Consider the following 20,398-nt stretch of genomic DNA (forward strand, 5'->3'; position numbering starts at 1 on the left):
CGAAAGCTCGCTAGCTTCGGCACTATGGCAAAGACTACGACGCAGTACGTGTGCACCGAATGCGGGTGGAACGGCCCCAAATGGTATGGCCGCTGCCCCGAATGCGGCCAGTGGGGCACACTCGAGGAGTTCCATGAGGCGCGTCCCGCCAAATCGCGCACCGCTGCACCCGGACGCACCTCGCGCACGCAGGCGCAGACCGTCGTGGGTGAGGGCACGGTCAAGCCGATCAGCGAGGTCGGTACGGAAAGCGTCACCCGCATCCCCACCGGATTCGGCGAATTCGACCGCGTGCTGGGCGGCGGCATCGTCCCCGGTTCCGTCGTTCTGGTCGCCGGCGAGCCGGGTATCGGCAAATCCACACTGCTGCTCGAAACCGCGGGCAATGTTGCGCGCACGAACCCGGATGGCACCGTACTGTACCTGTCCGGCGAGGAATCGCAGGCGCAGGTGCGTATGCGCGCCTCGCGCATCGACGCGGTGCAGGACAATCTGCTCCTCGCCTCCACCACCGATCTGGCCACCGTACTGGGCCTCATCGCCCAGGAACACCCGCGGCTTGCCATCGTGGATTCCGCACAGACCATCGTCTCGCAGGATGTCGATGGCATCTCGGGCGGCTCCACGCAGGTGCGCGAGGTCGCGAGCGCACTTATCGACACTGCGAAAACCCTTGATATTCCTATTGTCCTGGTCGGTCACGTCACCAAGGACGGTTCGATCGCCGGCCCACGCACGCTGGAGCATCTGGTCGACGTGGTCTGCCAGTTCGAAGGCGATACGCAGACCGCGCTGCGCATGCTGCACGCGGTGAAGAACCGGTTCGGCCCCACCGACGAGGTCGGCTGCTTCGATATGAGCGGTGAGGGTATCGAAGAGGTCGCCGATCCCTCCGGGCTGTTTCTGTCCGCATCGCAGGAACCAGTAGACGGGACGTGTGTCACGTTCACGCTGGACGGGCACCGCAGTCTGCCGATTGAATTGCAGGCGCTCGTCACCAAATCCGTGCTGCCCACCCCGCGTCGTGCGGTCAATGGCGTGGACGGGAACCGGCTGGCGATGCTCACCGCCGTCCTGTACCGTCATGGCAAGGTGAATCTGCTCGCCAACGACGTGTACGTCTCGACGATCGCGGGGGCGTCCGCCAAGGAGCCGGCATGCGATCTGGCGATTGTGGCGGCGCTGGCGAGCGCGGCGACCGGTACGCCGATCGCGCGCACGACTTGCGCGATCGGGGAGATTTCCCTGACCGGCCAGGTGCGCCCTGTCCCCCAACTCGCCCACCGGTTGAGTGAAGCCGCGCGGCTGGGATTCACCCATGCCGTTGTGCCGGCGACCCGTTCCGGGCGGCGGCATGGCGATTCCATGCCGAAAGGGATTGAACTCGTTGAGGTGACGTCGTTACGCGACGCGTTGGAGGCGCTGGGGCTGCGCAAGAGCCGGTAATCACGCACCCGAGTGAGGCGCCACCGACAACGACCGGATTTGTCGGCTATCTGGCGTTCTGGGTGCCATTGGCGGCATGGACGGCATGGGCGTTATCCGCCGCCGCATCCGCCGCCTGCCTGGCGTTGACGGCAAGCTCGGCTTTCAGCTCGTCCACGGAGTCGAATTTGATTTGCGGGCGCAGGAATCCGGTGAATTCGACGCGGACGCGATGCCCGTACAGGTCGAGCCAGTCGTCGGTCACCGCGTAGGCTTCGATGACACGCTCCGGTTCGCCGGTTTCGGCTTCGAATGTGGGCTTGGTACCGATGGATATGGCCGCGGGCCAGCGGTACGGCGAATGTGCGGCCAGCCGGGACCGCACCGGGGCGAGATCCAGCGGCTGCGGAATGCTTGCCACGGGGGCGGCATCGTTCGCAGTGGTGCCAGGCGCCGCAGGAGCGTCGTGTACCGTGTCGGCTTGCGTCGTATCATCGGCTGGAGCCGCTGCACTCTCCGCACCATCGCTCTTCGGCTCGCCCAGGTCGACCAGCCAGCCCGCGTACACGCCGTCGACCGGCAGATACCCGTCAATCGGCGCGCCGAGATTCGCCGTCGGGAAGCCGATGTCGCGACCTCGCTGTTCGCCGTGAACCACCGTGCCTTCAATCCCATGCGGCGCGCCCAGGATGGCGTTCGCATCCTTGATACGCCCTTGGGACAACAGGTACCGCACGTTCGAGGAACTCCACACCCTCGCCTGTTTGGCTTGATGCTTCTTGCTCCACGCGCGCAGCTGGGCCTTGGTCATGCCGGCGGTCGGGTCGTTCGGCTCCCCGGGCTCCTGCGGCACGGTATATGTGGCATCCTGCGGGATTCGCGTGTATCCGGGGCCACGGTCATCAACGACTTCCAACTCGAATACGCCGGTGGCGAGCGCGAGATTCTCGATCGCCTGCACATCTCCGGTTCGTCCCGCTCCCATATGCGCATCCTGGCCGAGTACCAGCGTACGCATGCCGAGTTTGCCGACCAGCTGGCCGAGGAAGAAACGGAACGATTTCGCCGCGAACGCGAGCGTGTATTGCACGAGCAGCACGTGGTCCACGCCCAGCTCGTCCATCACGCGCAGTCGCTGGCCCATGCCCATAAGCTGTTCGGGATCGACGATATCTTGCGGCGGTTGCTGTCCCTGATGGGTTTTCGCATACCGGTGGACGACACTTGGCCGCGGATCGAACAGGATGACCACCGAGAACGCGTTGTTACGCTTGGCCAGTTCCACGGTCCTTCCGATCACCGCGCGGTGCCCCTGATGCATGCCGTCGAACGATCCGACCGTGACGACGGATTTGCGGTTGACGCTCAGGGTCGGCCAGCTGACCAGCCCGTTGACGTCGGGAACCAGATTGGTGATGTTCATGCTGTTCCTCTTGTCGTTGTCCCGAAACTCTTGGATGATCTTGGATTTCTGGGTTTCTTGGATTCTTGGATTGCCGCGTCCACTCTAGCAAAAGGTCAGGCGGCAGGGAATACCACGGTCGGATGCGACCGCGTCGGCGTGCCGCTATCGGCGATGATGATTGCGACCAGATCGTCGTCGCCGTCCGCCGGATGCGCGATGGCCGCGGTGGCGGTGCTGACGGCAACATCGATACTGCGCCCGTAGCGCAGATCCTGCGCCTGCCGGTCATCGATATCCACGACAGGCATGGTCATGCGCGCCGCCTGCCCCATGGTCAGTGATGCGTCCAGCAGCTGCTCCTTGGTGGTGTCCAGCCTCGCCCGCATACGGGCCTCATGCCGCCCGTCACGCGTGGTGAAGCTGTGTTCCTCGCTGCGTGCGTGCACGACGTGCGGGTCCTCGATGTCGAATGCCCCGACCCGTGTCCGCCGCAGCCGGGTCAGGTATCCCCCGACACCGAGAATGTCCCCGAGGTCACGGGCGAGCGCACGGATGTACGTGCCCGCCGAGCAGGTGACACGCACGTCGATATCGCGTGTGCCCTGTGCCGTATCCGGCTCATGGACGGCAAGCACGTCGAAGCCATCGATGGTCACCTGGCGGGGTTCGAGCACGACCTCCTGGCCTTCACGGGCGAGATCGTAGGCGTGTCTGCCGTTGATTTTCACCGCGGAGTAGGAACTCGGGACCTGGCTGATCTGCCCCAGCAGGCGTGTGCCGATGGCATGCTCGATCGCCTCTCGGGTGAGCGCGGCGACTTGCGCCTGCACGTGTTCGCGTTCCCCGACCGGCCACGCGATGGTCTCGCCTTCGGCATCCTCGGTGGTGGTGCGCAGCCCGAGCCGGATGGTCGCCTCGTAGGTCTTGTGATGGTCGACGATGTAATTGAGCAACCGGGTGGCGTGGCCGAAACCGATGACCAGCACACCGGTGGCCATCGGGTCGAGCGTGCCGGCATGGCCGACACGCTTGCAGTGGAGCACCGATCTCACCGCGGCGACGACATCATGGCTGGTGACGCCCTGCGGCTTGTCGACGATGACGAGGCCGTCAGGCATTCTGCCCGCCTGTCAGCCCGGTGTCGGTGTCGGTATCCGTGTCGTCATGCTCGTCGCCGGTTTCTACGGCGTCGTCGGATTCCTCGCCGTAATCGTCGTAGCCATCGTCGTCGTAATCGTCGTCATCATCCCAGCGGTTCTCCCGCTCCTCGGGATGCTTGTACGGGTCGGCCTCGCCGGCGTACTGGGCGTGTTCGCGGCTTTTGGCGAGTTCCTCGTCGCGACGGCGTGCGGTGACCAGAATATCCTCGATCTCGGTCGCCTCTCCCGGCACCTCGTCGAACTTGAATTTGAGTTCCGGGGTCAGTCGCAGCCCGGCCTTGCGCCCGACCAGGGTGCGCAGACGGCCTTTCGCCTGGTTCAACGCCTGCTGGGCGCGTTTGCGTTCGCCTTGCTCCTTGCCGTCATGGCCGAGCTGGGTCCAATAGATGGTGGCGATCTGCAGATCGTTGGTGACCCGCACGTCGGTGATGGTCACGTTGTGGAGCCGCTCGTCGTGCAGTTGGCGCTCCAGTGCCGATGCGACCACACGTTGGATGAGCGCGGCGATGCGCGCCGCCCGTGGATTCGTGCCTGCCAATGGTGTTCCTTTCCTGGGTGGGTGCCGGTTCGTTGCCGAGGGCGCCCAATACGTGTTCTGGTTCCGGTTGCCGATTCGATGTTCCACAGCCGGGTGGGCGTGTCGCGCCCGCTGGCTGAGGGCGTAACAGGCCGCATGCCCGTCATGCCGTTGGATGTACCGGTGCGCAACAGGCCAGTGCGCCGTAGGAGTGCACTGGCCTGTTATACCGGGTTGTTCGAGCTGTCTCGGGCGGCCTGAGCCGTCCGTGGCGGCTACTTGCGTTCGATTTCGCGCATCTCGAAGGTCTCGATGATGTCGCCGATCTCGATGTCGTTGAAGGTGCCGAGGTTGATACCGGCCTCGTAGCCTTCCTTGACCGACTGGACGTCGTCCTTGAAGCGGCGCAGCGAGGAGATCTCCAGGTCGTTGACCGTGGCGACCCCGTTGCGCAGGATGCGGCACTTCGTGCCACGCTTGACCTCGCCGTCCTGGACCATGACGCCGGCGATGTTGCCGAACTTGGAGGAGCGGAAGATCTCGCGAATCTCGGAGTGCGAGGTGACGACCTCCTCGTATTCGGGCTTGAGCATGCCCTTCAAGGAGGCTTCGACATCCTCGATGGCCTTGTAGATGATCGAGTAGTACTTGATCTCCACGCCTTCGCGTTCCGCCAGATCGGCGACCTGACGGTTCGGGCGCACGTTGAAGCCGATGATGACGGCCTTGTCGACGCTCGCCAGGTTGACGTCGTTCTGCGTGATGGCGCCGACACCGCGGTGGATGACCTGGATGCCGACTTCCTCGGACACGTCGATCTTCATGAGCGAATCCTCGAGCGCCTCGACGGAACCGGAGGAATCGCCCTTGATGACGATGTTGAGCATATCCACTTCGGACTTGGCGAACTGCTCCTTGAGGCTTTCGAGCGAAACCACCTTGCGACGCTTGGCCAGCTGGGCGGCGCGTTCGGTCGCCTGACGCTTCTCGGCGATCTGGCGTGCCGCACGGTCGTCGGGGGCGACCAGGAACAGGTCGCCTGCGGTCGGCACGGAGGTCAGGCCGAGCACCTGGACAGGCGTGGACGGGGCTGCGGCCTTCATATGGTTGCCGTTCTCGTCAAGCATGGCGCGCACGCGGCCATACGACGTGCCGGCCACGATGGCGTCGCCCACGTGGAGGGTGCCGGACTGCACGAGCACGGTCGCCACGGCGCCGCGGCCCTTGTCGAGTCGAGCTTCGACGGTGGCGCCACGGGCGTCCATATCAGGGTTGGCCCGCAGGTCGAGTTCCGCGTCAGCGGTGAGCAGCACCGCTTCGAGCAGCTTGTCCACATTCGTGCCCTGCTTCGCGGAGATATCGACGAACATGGTGTTGCCGCCGTACTCTTCCGGCACAAGGCCGAATTCAGTGAGCTGGCCGCGCACACGCTCCGGGTTGGCGCCAGGCTTATCGATCTTGTTGACCGCCACGACGATCGGCACGTTCGCCGCCTGGGCGTGGTTGATCGCCTCGACGGTCTGCGGCATCACGCCGTCATCCGCCGCGACCACGAGGATCGCGATATCGGTGAGCTCGGCACCACGGGCACGCATGGCGGTGAAGGCCTCATGGCCAGGGGTGTCGAGGAAGGTGATCTTGCGCGATTCGCCGTCAAGCTCGACCGTCACCTGGTAGGCGCCGATGCGCTGCGTAATGCCGCCGGCCTCACGCGCGACCACATTGGTCTTGCGGATGGTGTCAAGCAGGCGGGTCTTGCCGTGGTCGACATGGCCCATGACCGTGACCACCGGCGGACGCGGCTTGAGGTTCTCGTCATCCTGCAGCTCTTCCTCATCGAGGTCGATGTCGAACTGCTGCAGCAGTTCCTTGTCTTCCTCTTCGGCGGACACGATCTTGATGTTCCAGCCGATCTCCTCGCCGAGGATCTGGAAGGTCGCCTCGTCGAGCGACTGGGTCGCCGTGGCCATCTCGCCGAGATGGAACAGCACGGTGACCAGGGCGGCCGGATTGACGTTGATCTTCTCCGCGAGGTCCGCGAGGGAGGCGCCCTGGCGCAGACGCACGGTCTGGCCGTTACCGGAGGGGATGCGCACGCCGGCGATGACCGGGGCCTTCATCTCCTGGTATTCATGACGCTTCGCGAGACGGTTCTTACGTGCCTTCGAGGACTTGCCGCCCTGACGGCCGAACGCGCCCGCGGCACCGCCGCGACCACGACCGCCCGGACGTGACGGACCGGCATTGCCGCCGCCGTTCTGGAAGCCGCCACCGAAATGATTGCCGGCACCCTGCCCGGCGCCGCGGTTTCCGCCGCCCTGGCCGGGACGATGCTGGCCCCACTGCCCCGGCTTCGCACCGGCGCGACCATTGCCGAAACCGTTGCGGCCGCCACGGCCGCGGCCACCACGACCGCCTTCGACGGTCGGACGGGCCATAGGATGCGGACGCGGGATGTCTCCTGGCGTGGGCACATGCATACCCTGCTTGCGGCTGAACGGATTGTTACCCGGGCGCGGCCCCGGCGTCGCGGCATGCGGGGTGTTGGGCCGCCCCTGCGGCGTTCCCGCCTGCGCGCCCCGCGGAGCATGCGCGGCCCCCGGACGCGGCGCATTGCCACGGCGGGCATTATTGTGCTGCCCCGGACGAGCCTGCTCGCCACGTTCGGGACGGGGGGTACGGCCGTCACGACGGTCGTCGCGATGCTGCGGACGGTCCGGCCGGCCACCCTGCTGGGACCGTTGCGCGTTGCGGGGACCAGGATGCGGAGCGCCTGGCTTCGGCACCTGCATATGGGCGGGACCCGGCTTGGCCGAGGTCCGGTGCTCGGCATGGTCGCCCTGTGTTTCGGGATGACGTGTTTCCTGATGATGCGATTCCGAACGATGTTCAGGACGCTGTTGCGGGCGCGGAGCCGCCTTGGCTGCACCCGGCTTCTTCTCATTCGGCTTGGTCTGAGCATCCGCCTTCGGGAAGGATGCTTTCAGACGGCGAACGACTGGCGCCTCCACCGTAGAGGATGCGGACTTGACGAACTCCCCCATGTCCTTGAGCTTCTCAAGGACGGTCTTGCTGTCGACGCCAAGCTCCTTGGCCAGTTCATATACGCGCTGTTTTGCCACTCAGTTTTCTCCTATTCCGTGACTGCGCGCATATGCGCAGTCACACTTCGATGATGGCGAGCTTACCTTGTCTCATCGTGCGACCATGATCTGTTACCTCGTCTCCGTGTCACAGCCCGGATGCGACACACCCGGACCCGGATTGCCGCAACCCAGCATACCTGAGACGCTGGATTGCGGCGCGACTCGTGTCACCTGGTTCCAGCGGACGATGCCCCACGTTCCGCGGCCATCTTCGCCCTATGCTGTTCGGCGGATTCGATGCCGATCTTCCAGCCGGTCAGCTTCGCGGCGAGACGGGCGTTCTGCCCTTCCTTGCCGATGGCCAGCGACAGCTGGTCATCGTGGATGAACGCGATGGCGGTCTTGTTCTTCTCGCTGATGACCTGCACGTCCGTCGCGACCGCCGGCGAAAGCGCAGCGGCGACGAACTTGGCCGGATCGGCGGACCAGTCGACGATATCGATCTTCTCGTTGCCGAGATTCTCCATCACCGCGCGCACACGCGATCCTGCGGGACCGATCAACGCCCCCTTGGGGTTGACGCCTTCGGTGTTCGCCTTCACCGCGATCTTCGTACGCGCTCCGGCCTCACGGGCGATCGCCATGATGGACACCGCGCCGGACACGAGTTCCGGCACCTCACGCTCGAACAGACGACGAACGAGTTCCGGGTGGGAGCGGGACACGATGATCTCCGGGCCGCGCAGGCCACGGGAGACATTGACTACATACACGCGCAGACGCTCGCCATGGCGGTACCGCTCGCCCGGCACCTGCTCACGACGGGGAAGCAGTGCCTCGACATCGCCGACGGCGACATGCACATTGGTGGGATCCTTGGCATCCTGCTGCACCACACCGGTGATCAGCTTGCCTTTCTGCCCGGCAAAGGCGCCGAGCACACGATCATCCTCCGCCTTGCGGAACAGCTGGCTGATGACCTGCCGTGCCGTCGCCGCGGCCAGACGCCCGAAATCATGCGGGGTGTCGTCGTATTCCTCCCCCAGTTGCGGCGCCGGATGCGGATTGTCCTCGGTCGGCTCGACCGGAATCTCATCCTGAGCCCAGATCGTGAACGTGCCAGCACGCTCGTCAAGCTCCACGCGGGCATGCTTCGCCGCGTGCGGTGTTTTGAGATAAGCCAGTCGCAATGCCTCGGAAAGTGCATCATCCAGCGTCTCGGCGTCAATTCCCTGACCAGCTGCCAGCTGGTGAATACCTGCCAGGTCCAGTTCCATCCTGCAAGACCTCCTATGTGAAGTTATGTACCGAGCGCTTTGCCCAATTGGTCACAGTTACGTACTATTTTAATGGATTATGCAGACACGCATCGCTCCCCTTCGCCACGCGCGCACCGCCGCCCGCACCCTGGCCGCGTGCGTGATCGCAGCAATTGTTCTCCCCACGCTCGGCGCATGCACATCACCGCGTATCGCAGGCCGGGCGGAATCCGAACATCATGTCAGCGAATGCGAAAGCGCCTACCGCTCCGCGACCGCAGGCGACGAGCGCGCCCAGGGCACCCCGCTGCTCGAACGGTATCTTTCGCTCTCCCTCTCAGCGCAGGCATGGCAGACCGTGGCCGCCAGCTGCCCGCAACGCCTTTCCGAAGGCATCCTGCGCAGCGCGCAAGCCCAATGGAACGCGCAGAATACCGCCGCATCACTCTCCATGACCTACACCGCCAGCGCAGCCGACGGCAGCGCCCTACGCCGCCAGCGGCTCGACGGTGTCACCTCGCTGCCGCTGGATGACACCACCCTACGCAAACTCGCCCTCGCCGAAGACCGTGCCGGATCGGCCATGCAGTTGCTCGCCGCGAAAGGGGTGGCCGGCGCCACACTCACGCTGAGCGACAACCACCACGCCGTCGGCTCACAGCTCATGTCCATGGCCGGCAACAGCGCAGACCCCAGGCAAAAAGAGTACGATCTGTCCACTCTGCTCGCCGATCCGGCGACCGCCACCGACCAGGCGACAGGCCTCCAGGCATCCACCGTCGCCATCATCGAAATGGACTGTGCGCTCGAAGAACTCAAGGCGCTGGCCTCCGCGACCCAGACCCCGGCAACCGGCGATGACTCCACACGTATCCAGCAGATGCTCACACTGATCCGCCTCATTGCCGGACACAGCTACCAGGCCTTCGCCAACGGGTATCCAAGCGGAGATTACGCGGTGTTCGCAAGCACCAGCAAGCCGTGACGCCGCGGTCTTGCACAGTCCGTGACCGTGATACTCCACGGCCCGACGAACCGGGCACCGGTCGGACGAATCCTGCCCATCAGCCACTGAATATCTGAATATCTCGCCGAAAGTCCAGTACGAGAGAGATGTTTCGAACAATCTGCGAATATCTCTCCGACAACGCAACATCCACGACCTTTCAGGTCTTCACGATGGCACGACGAAGGCCCGAGAAGCTGGAATCGTTGATATTCCGGCCTTCGGCAATCCTGCCGGCATGACCACAGCGTGCGGAAATCTCAATTTCTCCCCAGAAACAGGCATCGACGCGAGATGCCCGGACTTTCTTCCCAATATCTCTCGAATCCCGTGTGGAAACCGAAGAAGTTGAGATTCGCATATCCACAGATCGCTCAGACTGGACCGTGGCCCCGACTCCCGCGGGCAAGAGGAGGCACGCCAGCGTCGCCACCAGCTTCTACCGACGATGAGGAACCCGTCAACGTCGGTAGACGGGCAGGTCCGTGTCTACCGACACTCACGGCACACCCAGCGTCGGCAGAAGGTGCGATACACGGTTTGCGAGCTACAGGGGCGCCGACGCCGGAACGTGTGCCGGCCTATCACCCCCGGTACCCCGACATTTCGACAATCCGCCCCTTAAGCGGTAGATTGTTTTCGGCGATTTTCGTACCGCCCCAAATACCGCTTTAGAAAAGCATTATAACCCCTCAAGACCATCGATACCCCCCCATGGAACAGTGGGGCGACACGCCGTGAAACCGTTGGAACCGCGCGGTTTTCGGCTTGATAACAAGAAACCCCGCGGGTGGAACCCACGGGGTACTGCGGATGAGGCGAGATTCGAACTCTTATACGCCGGGAACCCTTGGAAACATTGGCGTTTCGGGACATAACCAAAATGCCTTACCATGTTATTTACCATGTTACGGGCATTTTATCCTGCGCCCACAGGGCATTTACCATGCTCCCCCGGCACCGTATGCCACGTGCCTGTACTCCCATGATAGTCGTATCCGCGGGGTGTCGGCGAGCGCCCGCGTGTGGCGTGTGGTGTGTGGGTAAAAGGACGGGCGGGGTGGATGCCTTCGGCGGTTCCCATGCACCCATCCCCGTCCGCTTGACATGCACCATAGGGTTGCACGTCCGGTGCCATGCCCGAGCTGGAACGGGCATTATCGAATGCGTCGGCATGACACCCCGGCACTTGCCTGTGGCTACCGCCCGCCCTGTGCCGTACCACCCATTATACCCCTACCGGGTATATTCGCGTGTGGTCCGCCGTGCCTATGCGCCCTATCAGCGTCCTATCGCGCCACCCGGCGTAATCTCATGCCACCGGTAGCCGGGACCGGCTTCGGCGAGCGCCCGGCGTATCCAATGGTCGCAAGCCGCCGCGAACTGTCCGGCGTGTTCGGATATCGCGTCGATGGACGCGGCGGTCATCTCCCCACTGCCTTCCGCGGCGTAAGACCCGCACACGTATCCGTCGAGGTCGTCGCGGAATATCTCGCAAGACAGCCCGAGCACATCGCATGTAATCCTCCCGACAACGGTGGTGCCCGGTTCCACCGTGTCGTTCTCCCTGACATATTCCCCGCACATGGTGGTGTTCCTTTCCTAGGCTTGCCCGTCCCGTCTGCGTTTCATGTAATCGTCATACACCTGTACAGGGCCGCCGTCATCCGCGGGTGTGAGATATGGACGGGCCGCATACACCATCGCCTGCCGCCTGTATCATGCCGCGTGTGATAAAGGTACTCACAATCTGAGTACCCTCCCCGATAGGGAGATTCATTCACCACCCGCCGCCGGTGGCGCTCGCCGATGTGGACCAATGTGGACCGCCGATGTGGACCGCGGGAACCCTTGGAAACATTGATGTGGACCATGTGGACCATGTGGACCGGCCCATAGACAAGACAGGCACCACAGGCAAGACCGCCGCGACGATACGCAAGGACAGGCAAGGGCGTGGGCATAGTAGGTAACAGTAGGTCACAGTAAGGGCATAGTAGGCAAGGGCAAGCGAACGGCATGGATGCCACAAGGGTACGCACAATCTGAGTACCCTCATGCACCCCAAGGGCCTCCACAATCCGGATACCCCTATACCCGGTGCCGTCCACTCCCCTGCCATACAGGCCGGGCATACCGTCACCAATAGCCACGGTATACAGACACGACAAACATGAACAAGGACAAGAACATGGATACGAATACGGACAGGAACAGGCCGGTGATGTGACCGGGGGTGGGGAGTCTCCCCCCCGAGTTCCGCGAATGGCCGCAAGCGGTTCCCGTGCTGACAGTGAATGTAATCGTGGACTATTTTGAGCATAGCGTGACAACACCCCGACACGCCTGAAACGCCAACGGTTCCGACGATTCAGCTTTCCCATTCACGCCCCCTCGTGCCGCCTGCCGTGGCACCCGGTTCCCTGTACCTTGGCATCAATGCCACAGGCCTGAAACGCCGCTCCCTTACCCTTCCAATTAGGGAGAGTATCCGAGTATCCACTCTGCCTGCCGCCCGGATGGTATGCGGGTAACCCCAACAGTATCGTGGTTTGACCGGCACATCCCACACCGTCGTATGGCATAGACGATATAGACGGCATAGACACCACGTGTAGACACGACACGCCTACTCCCGCAAGGCATAGACACCATAGACAGCATAGACGGCCACCATTGGGCATAGAGAGTATGCCATACGTCGCCATTCCCGACGGTATCCCCCGCCTACCACACCGGTGCCTGAGACCGCCTAAGCGATACTTAGCCGCTCGCCCCGGCATGTAGGATACCCATAATCCGGGTACCCCCGACACTCCCGCCCGCATATTCTCTCGGACGATGGCGGCAACGGGGTAACGAAACGTGACACCATCCACCACCGCATTACGACACGTGTGGCACCCGTGTCGGCGAGCGCCCACCACCATACCTATATATATGGTGTCGTGGCGCATGGCATACAACCACCCCGATATATATAAGGTATGCGCGTGGATACTATCCACCCCCTTGTTCGCGTCATGGCATGGCAACGGGCCGGTGCAAGCAAACACCGGGGATGATACCCCTAGCGCCGCTCCCATCGGCCCGTCGTCGTGCGTCCGCCGATTCCTGGACTTCCCTTGCCGTTCCTCTTATGGGCGTGTGGACCGGTCCACATGGTCCACATCAAGCGGGAGAACGGTTCAGCCGGTCCACATTCGCGGTCCACATGGTCCACATGCCCCCGTGCCGTTACGTGTGGTTGAACCTGTAGATGCCTGTCGCCCACGCGCCGGATACCGTCACCACCATCTGCATCACCTTCTATGTATATGGGTATGGCAACGGGCCGGTGGCGGGGATAATCCGGGGTGGTGCCCCTGTCCCTTCCATCGGCCCGTCGTCGTGCGTTCACCGGGTAATGGTCATGCCGTCACGTGCGGTTGAGTCTGTAGGTGCTTGTCGTCCATGCGCCGGTATCCTGTGCGACATTCACCATCCCGTCCGCCTTCATGTCCTCGAGTATGTCCCGCACGTAGTCACGTCCGCGTTTCACGTTGGCTCGAATCTCTCTGCCGGTGTAGGTGTGGGCCCGGTATCGGCGGCGTGTCGCCTTGTCCTTGCCCTTGTCGGGTGTCAATCCTTTCGGCGGGTGGGTGAAGATGCCGATGATTCTCTGCTTCGCCGCGGCGCGGTCCTCGGCCTTGTTCTCGTTGGCTCGTACCCTAGCCGCCTGCCGGTCCGTTTCGCGTTGCGCGGCATACTCTATCCTCGCTTCCTCTTGGTAGGCGATGAGTTGGTTCCATACCCACCGGGAGTACATGCCGAACCGTTCCGCCGTCCGCCAATCGTCCATCGTCACGCGCATGTGCCCGTTCTCGAGCGGCGAGCGCCGGTCTTTCGCGTACTTGTAACCGTATCTGAGGATGGCGAACCCGGCGGCGAGTTTGATGGTGCCGAGGTTGTCGTGCCCGTCCATGCCGGTGTTCGGGGTGGTGGCGAACGTGTCGGCCTCGAGCGTGTCGAGCCGGTGGTCCTTGGTCGCCTTGCCTACTTCCGGCGGGTATTCGATGACACACAGGTTGTTCAGGTTCTGCCATCGTTCCCCGCCGTACATGCGTTGCAAGCCCTGCATGTCGTCGTCGGGCAGATATCCGAGGTCGAAACGCGGGTACTCGAACGGCCCGGTCGTGTCGCGTTGCCTGCAATACTTGTCGTTGGCTAGAGACAATCCGATACGTTGCGGTAGGCCACTGTCGTTTTCCTTGAGTAACGGCCCGGCCTTGCCCGGCTGTATACATATCGCCATGCACGCCCGGTAGCCGTATGTCGGGACGCTGTAACGTTTGCTCGTGCCCTTGGTGAACGCGCCCAATGGCTGACCCATGTACAGCTTGTTCAGCACGGGGGTGAGTGTCGAACCGTCCTTGCCCATGACCGCGGTGAGTTCCGACACCTCGTGTACCACAAGGAACACGCGGGGGTTGGCGCAATACCATCCCGTGTCCGTCGTGTGTCCGTCCTGCCCGTCGTCGCCGGTGTCCTTCCGCTGGGCGGCGAACATGGTGGCGAGGCTCTCGCCCGACGCGGGTATGGTCTCCAACGGTTTGCGGATATCAGGCACTAGGCTTCCGGCCAATGTCATGGCGGTGTCCTTGCCCTGTCCCGGCTTGCCGACGATACCGATGAACATGTTCAGGCTCCCGTAGTTCTCAGGGCCTCCCACATACGCGGGCGTGACCATACGCGGCGGTGCCGCGACCAACGCCCGGCATACGCACGCGGCTATGGTCGCCATCGGGCTTGCACCGGAACGGAACGCCGCCCCGCCTATCGCCTCGAGGTAGCCGCGGGATGCCTCGCCCGCACCACGGATGAACCACTCGTAAGGGTCGCCCTCGATGAGCGGACCGGCATACGCCATCACGCCACCGTCATCGGGTACAGCCGGTTCATCCACAGGCATGGTGGCCTCATCATCAAGGACACCATCCCACTGACTGCCGCCCGTCGTGTCCGCCGTCGGCGTGTCCTGCCATACGTCCCGCACGGGGGCGGCCTCACCATCGGCGAGCGCCCCGGCCTTCCGTGTCGTCACAGGCTTATGCGGTAGGTCATGGTGTGGCGTGCCGCAACCGTTCCATGCGCCGTCGTTCCACAGGTCGTCGGGCGTGAGGCCTAACGCGTCGATGAGATTGTGCCGCGCATCCTCGCTGTCACCCCTGTACAGGCAATCGGCACCATGTGATTCAAGGTAGACGCCCCCCTGCACGCTGTCGTCGGTGATGGTGATGTCATGGCCCTCACCCTCACCACACTTGCACGACACACTTTGACAGGTGACACTGCCGCCCGGACCGAAGTCATGGTTTTCGAGTATCCCCACCACATGGCTCATCGCCGGTGACATGCCGCTCATGCGACCACCCCCCACGTGGTTACGCTACCGTAACCATATCCATGGCACACGGTAGAATAGAGGGTATAGCCTTCCCGGCCCCCACCATTGGTGGGGGTCTTTATTATGTTGGTCATATCCGTCGGCCTCACTTATCGAAGTCGCCGAACGCGAACCGTTCAATCGAGCGGACAGTTATCAGCCACTTATTGCCCGCCTTCTTGCCCTCGAGCTTCCCATGACTGATATAGTCGCGGACGGTCCCCCCGTCCTTCAAGCCGAGCATCTCACACGCCTCTTGCGTGGACACCATGAGCTTCCTAGGGTGAGTGGTATCCGCCCGCCGGTTGCGGCGCTTGCCCTCGGTCACGGTAGTATCGTCGGCGCTCGCCTGTGCATCCTTCACGGCCATCGTGTCGGTGGTTGCGGTGGTTCCGTTATCAATAACTGAAACGCACATGATTGTGCCTTTCTGCGGGGGTGCAACCTGCAACAGGTACACTAATCCCGCTGATAGTAGGTGCTGATTGTTCACGTGACGGCGTGCTACGCGAAGAGCAATTGCCGGGTTTCTTCTCGCCACCGTTCCCGGTGACGGCCTGCCGGCTGTTCGGCATCCGCGGGTTGCCAACCCCGCATGACAGGAATCAATATACCACCGCCGAACCTCATCGTCCGGGCACTACCGCGATTGAACACGTCAGTACGGTAATCTTCCCATGCTTCACCGCCGTGGTATAATCACCGCCGTTCACCCTCTTGACCCCCCTCTTGCCCCCCCTCTTGCCCCCCCTGTTGCCCCCCTGTCCCGCCGTTCCCATACCGGCGTGTACCGGGCCGCACGGGGACGACACGCCGGTGGCATGGGATTACGCCGCGAGCATAACGACATGTGACGAAGTAGAATAACCCTCTTTCACCCCATCCGTCCGACTATCCACCTGTCGCCCACGGCGGTGAACGCCCGTTGCCATTCATGTGGGGAACGCGCCCCCTTCTCGAGGCAACCGCGTAGTTCCTCCGGTAGCCGTTCGACCGCACGCTTGTCTACCTGTATCTTGTCACGCGTCAAGTCGAGCGGGAACTCCCCCGTACTGTACGCGACTGTGAACCTGTTTAACGCGGCCGACACCGTATCCGGCCCCGCTGACTTGAGCGCCGTGAAATCGCCGGCTTGAACAGTGAACATGCTGTCTGCCGCCGCGTCTATGTCATCGAGCATCTGTTCGAGTTCCATCCCCGAGAATTGTGTCTTCGCCTGCTTGGTACGAAAGGAACGGTATCGTCCCACATGCCACATGGTGAACGCATACAGCGCCCAACCCGTCACACACGCCGCAAGCTCCGCGTTACTGTCATCAGCCTGACGCAACAGCCCAATCATCGCTTCGGCGACCGCACGGCTACACCAATCATATTCCTTGTTATACATGTCGTCGGATGTGTACGGCGCATATGCATCCCTCTTGGCCTCGAGGAATCCGGGGTAATCATCGCTCTTCCTCAATTCCCTGCCGCCGTCATGCTTGAGAATGTCCCTTAAATGGACAGGCATACAGATATGGAACCTGAACGGTTGCATATCGCCGGTGTCGTCTCGCTCGAACACCACACCGGGAACAGCCAACCGCCGTTGCTCACGGCCCGCTATCGCACGTATCGCCCCGTCCTCGGGGCGCTTCCACCCTCCGTGCTTGAAGTCCCTCCACTGTACGTCCAATATGTCACGTGTAGCCGATAGCACACCCGTACGATACAGCTGGTACTCATTGAAATCGCGCGTGACGATGGCACCGCACGCCTGCATCGCCTCGGTCTGCCAATACCAAATATCCATGTCATCGAGGTAGTCCCCGATGACATGATAGAAGAACTTGCGTAACGTCTCGGTCTGCTTATGCTTCAACTGCACCATCGCTCATACCGCCTTCCTGATTAGCTCGCCCATGACCCTCGCCTGCACGTCCTTAGACAACGACGGCAACACGCGACCACGCCGGTCATCATCCATGCCAACCAACACACTTACCTGTACGTCCTCGGACAGTGAACGCAATTGAGCCACCACCATCCCGAGCCTGCCGCCCGGTTCCGTATCCGTGCCGGTCGCGGGAGCGGATGCCGGTACGGGCGTGCCTGCGCTCGCCGACACGCTTGTGGGTGAGGGTGCCGCCTGCGGTGTGTCGGGCGTATCCTGTGCATCCTGTGTGTCGGTCGTGTCGTCGCCCCGCTTGCGGTCCGCGTACCCGGCGAGTTCATCATCAACTCTCGTGATGATTGCGCGCCTGTGCTGTTCGCTTGTCGTGTCGAGGTACTTGTTCGTCATCCTCACGTCGCTGTGTCTGAGTTGCTGTTTCACCATGTTCGGGCTTGCACCGTTCTCCATGGTGTACGTACCTGCCGTATGCCGCCCGTCGTGGGGCCAATAGTCCTCGAGGCCGGGAACGGTCTTCTTCGCCGGGTTGAAATACCTGTCACGGTAGTTCGCCTCGGTCATGGTCGTACCACGGTTGGTGGGGAACAGCCATGCTTCCGGCTGGGATGCCACGTGGTCGCGTAAATGCGCCTCGAACAGTTTCGCCATGTTCTCCCCGAATTGTACGGGGGCGGCACTGTCCTTGGTCTTGGGCGTACCAACCGTGGTAATGGTCTTGTCTGTCTTGTCGTCGTACACCTGTGTGAGGGTCCGGCGTACATACAACACCCCGTGTTCCACGTCAATGTCCCCGCGTTGCAAGGCGAGCGTCTCGCCGATACGCAAGCCGAGACGGCCCATAATCCACGCGGTAAGCCCGATGCCGGGACGCAATGCGTCCATCGCGTCGGCGAGCGCTATGAGCTGTTGTGTCGAGGCGTTCACGGTCTTGTGTCGTTTCGCCGGTCTTGCCGCCTTGATACGGCATGGTGACTTGATGATGAGTGTTCCGTCGATGCCGGGGTAGGTCTCGTTTTCCGCGGTGTGCATGATGGCCTTCAAGGTCTCGTATGCCGCGTTCCGTGCGCCTGCCGCGTGCGGGTCGTGTTGCGTGTCGTAGGTGTCCCACCATTCCTGGACTACCTTCGGGGTTATGTCCACCATGCGTATGTTCCCGAAGAACGGTATGAGGTGGTTCCTGAGCTTCTCCCGGTGCTTGGTCTTGCTTGACTGCTTGATTGGCTCCCCGTTCGGCAAGCGTCGCGTGTCGAGCCATGTCTGTGCATAGGCCGCGAATGTCACGCCGTCGCGTGCGTCGCGTTTCTTGGCTTCCAATTTCCTGAGCTTCACCGGTTTCCACCCGCCGTCGGGGCCTTCGGTCAGCTTCTTGTATTCGTCATCGAGCCAACCTTGTGCCCTCATCATGTCGGTCGCCCCGTGCGGCATGTATTGGCGTGGCGGCAAGTTCAGTTCGGGCCACCTGCTGAACGCCCATGACGGTGTCGGGTATGACGCTTCATAGTACAGTGTGCCGTCGGTCCGGTGCCTCGGGGTAATCCACCCGAAAGTACGCCGCTCCGGCCTTTCTTTTCTTCTCGCCATGGTGCCTGCTCCGTTCCTAACATGGTAAATGAAAACGGCCCGATTCCTTACCATGTTATTTACCATGTTAAGGACCGATTATAACCCCTCAAGACCGTCGATAACCCCGCATGGAACAGTAGCGCGACACGCCGAGAAACCGTTGGAACCGCCCGGTTTTCGGCTTGATAACAAGAAACCCCGCGGGTGGAACCCACGGGGTACTGCGGATGAGGCGAGATTCGAACTCGCGGAGGGTTTCGCCCTCACACGCTTTCGAGGCGTGCTCCTTCGACCGCTCGGACACTCATCCAAGTCGCATCCTCTGCGCATCGCGTAGAGAACAAGCAACCTCATTATTATAGGACATTTTCATCCCAGGGTATGCCGCGTGTCGCAATCGCGCGTCCGGAGGTCAATCCAGCGTACGTTTGGCCCTGATGGCTTCGGCCCTCGCGGCGAGCCGGTCGTCCTGCGGGTATTCGACGTGCTCGAGCGTCAGTCCGCATGCGGCAATCGGCCCGGTGGAACCTTCTCGAACCGGTTCATCCATCTTGTGCCTGAACCAGTCGAGGCTCTTTCTCCCACGCCCCACCTGCACGCAGGCATTCACCAGCGACCGCACCATGTTGTGGGCGAACGCGTCGGCGACGATCTCGAAACAGACCAATCCGGATTCGATGGACGGTACCCGCCATCCGGCATCATGACTTGCCAGCGGCAGCAACGCGGCGGCACCGATACGGTCCCAATGCGCATGTTTGACTTCACGGATCGTCGTACCGCCCGGATTCGGCGTGGCGAAGGACCCGAAATCGTGCAGGCCGATAGTCATCCGGGCGGCCTGGTTCATCAACTCACAATCCAACTGCTCAGGTATCGCGAGAACGAATCCGCGCATCCGCGGATCGATGGGCCGCCCGGCGTCACTGATGCGATAGACATACGTACGGTCCAGGGCGGAAAACCGCGCGTCGAAACCCTGCGGCGCAACACTGACCGACCGGATTGCGATATCGTCGGGCAACACGTGCATAAGACGGCGATGCAAGGCTTCCACGCCGCTGACGTTCATGTGCCCGATGCAGGAATCAAGAATCTCCTGCGCAATATCAAGATGACACACCTGTCCGAGGGCATGGACGCCGGTATCGGTGCGCCCCGCGACCGTCACGCGCGGCGCGCGCTCCTGGGGAAGCCTCAGGATCATCGCCAACGTGTCTTCCAGCGTTCCTTGGACGGTTCGCAGTCCGGGCTGTCGCGCCCAGCCGTGGAAGGCGCCGCCATCATACGAGAGGTCGATTCTCAGTCTCATCGCCTCAAGTATACGACCGCGGATTACCGGGGAACGCATTCCCAATGGTGTTCCCTAGGGTGTATATCGCGATAGCGGCGGTGTGGCCGCCGGAACCGACAGGAGTGCGTAGCTGTCGTGGCAAGGTATCTGGCTGGACAATGACCAGACATGTCCTCAGCACCCTGCGCGTGTCGGAATATCCGTATGCCATGACATACGTAACGTACACAAGACGTGGCAGACTGCTCCTGCCACGCGTCGAAGTGATGAGCCGTGTATATCCGGGCATGCGTTTCCTGTCAGATACCATCCGGCACCGCCGTCATACCGGATGATGCGGGGCGATGCGTATGTCGGGGCATGA

General features: G+C 62.4%; 13 protein-coding genes and 1 tRNA gene. 2 read left to right on the forward strand and 12 right to left on the reverse strand.

Annotated elements, in window-relative coordinates; genetic code table 11:
- Positions 1-24 precede the first annotated feature (24 nt).
- Positions 25-1,446, forward strand: a complete 1,422-nt coding sequence (radA, locus tag WD012_RS01415; protein WP_339562016.1) for a DNA repair protein RadA — start codon at positions 25-27, stop codon at positions 1,444-1,446.
- A gap of 46 nt (positions 1,447-1,492) precedes the next feature.
- Here the strand turns inward: radA and ribF are convergent, their stop codons facing one another.
- From ribF to nusA, 5 genes are all read right to left on the reverse strand, one after another.
- Complete coding sequence (gene ribF / locus WD012_RS01420; protein WP_339562017.1) at positions 1,493-2,848, reverse strand: bifunctional riboflavin kinase/FMN adenylyltransferase; 1,356 nt, start codon at positions 2,846-2,848, stop codon at positions 1,493-1,495.
- A gap of 95 nt (positions 2,849-2,943) precedes the next feature.
- Positions 2,944-3,948 (reverse strand): tRNA pseudouridine(55) synthase TruB, encoded by a 1,005-nt coding sequence (gene truB / locus WD012_RS01425; protein ID WP_339562018.1) that lies wholly within the window; start codon positions 3,946-3,948, stop codon positions 2,944-2,946.
- Positions 3,941-4,528: a 30S ribosome-binding factor RbfA gene (rbfA, locus tag WD012_RS01430; protein ID WP_339562019.1), complete on the reverse strand. Its 588-nt coding sequence runs from the start codon at positions 4,526-4,528 to the stop codon at positions 3,941-3,943. Before rbfA ends, truB begins: the two co-directional genes overlap by 8 nt.
- Before the next feature lie 254 nt (positions 4,529-4,782).
- A complete protein-coding gene (infB, locus tag WD012_RS01435) occupies positions 4,783-7,629 on the reverse strand; it encodes a translation initiation factor IF-2 (protein ID WP_339562020.1) in 2,847 nt (948 codons plus the stop codon).
- Between the two features lie 191 nt (positions 7,630-7,820).
- Positions 7,821-8,870, reverse strand: a complete 1,050-nt coding sequence (gene nusA / locus WD012_RS01440) for a transcription termination factor NusA (RefSeq protein WP_339562021.1) — start codon at positions 8,868-8,870, stop codon at positions 7,821-7,823.
- A 79-nt stretch (positions 8,871-8,949) separates the two neighbouring features.
- On the opposite strand from nusA, the gene WD012_RS01445 reads away from it, so the two are divergent.
- A complete protein-coding gene (locus WD012_RS01445) occupies positions 8,950-9,837 on the forward strand; it encodes a hypothetical protein (protein ID WP_339562022.1) in 888 nt (295 codons plus the stop codon).
- A gap of 1,302 nt (positions 9,838-11,139) precedes the next feature.
- On the opposite strand, the gene WD012_RS01450 is transcribed toward WD012_RS01445, so the two are convergent.
- From WD012_RS01450 to truA, 7 genes are all read right to left on the reverse strand, one after another.
- A complete protein-coding gene (locus WD012_RS01450; protein WP_339562023.1) occupies positions 11,140-11,445 on the reverse strand; it encodes a hypothetical protein in 306 nt (101 codons plus the stop codon).
- Between the two features lie 1,831 nt (positions 11,446-13,276).
- Complete coding sequence (locus WD012_RS01455) at positions 13,277-15,262, reverse strand: hypothetical protein (protein WP_339562024.1); 1,986 nt, start codon at positions 15,260-15,262, stop codon at positions 13,277-13,279.
- 127 nt (positions 15,263-15,389) lie between these two features.
- Entirely contained in the window at positions 15,390-15,701 is a 312-nt protein-coding gene (locus WD012_RS01460) for a helix-turn-helix domain-containing protein (RefSeq protein ID WP_339562025.1), read from the reverse strand.
- 456 nt (positions 15,702-16,157) lie between these two features.
- On the reverse strand, positions 16,158-17,156 hold the full coding sequence (locus WD012_RS01465) for a hypothetical protein (protein ID WP_339562026.1): 999 nt from the start codon (positions 17,154-17,156) through the stop codon (positions 16,158-16,160).
- A gap of 3 nt (positions 17,157-17,159) precedes the next feature.
- Entirely contained in the window at positions 17,160-18,581 is a 1,422-nt protein-coding gene (locus WD012_RS01470) for a tyrosine-type recombinase/integrase (protein WP_339562027.1), read from the reverse strand.
- Positions 18,582-18,964: 383 nt separating this feature from the next.
- Positions 18,965-19,050: transfer RNA gene (locus WD012_RS01475), tRNA-Ser, on the reverse strand.
- A gap of 102 nt (positions 19,051-19,152) precedes the next feature.
- The gene (truA, locus tag WD012_RS01480) at positions 19,153-20,052 is read right to left on the reverse strand and encodes a tRNA pseudouridine(38-40) synthase TruA (protein WP_339562028.1); all 900 of its coding nucleotides are present in this window, start codon (positions 20,050-20,052) and stop codon (positions 19,153-19,155) included.
- Positions 20,053-20,398: the final 346 nt, after the last annotated feature.

Origin of the sequence: Bifidobacterium thermophilum (assembly GCF_037482445.1) — a bacterium.
Lineage (GTDB): Bacteria > Actinomycetota > Actinomycetes > Actinomycetales > Bifidobacteriaceae > Bifidobacterium > Bifidobacterium thermophilum_B.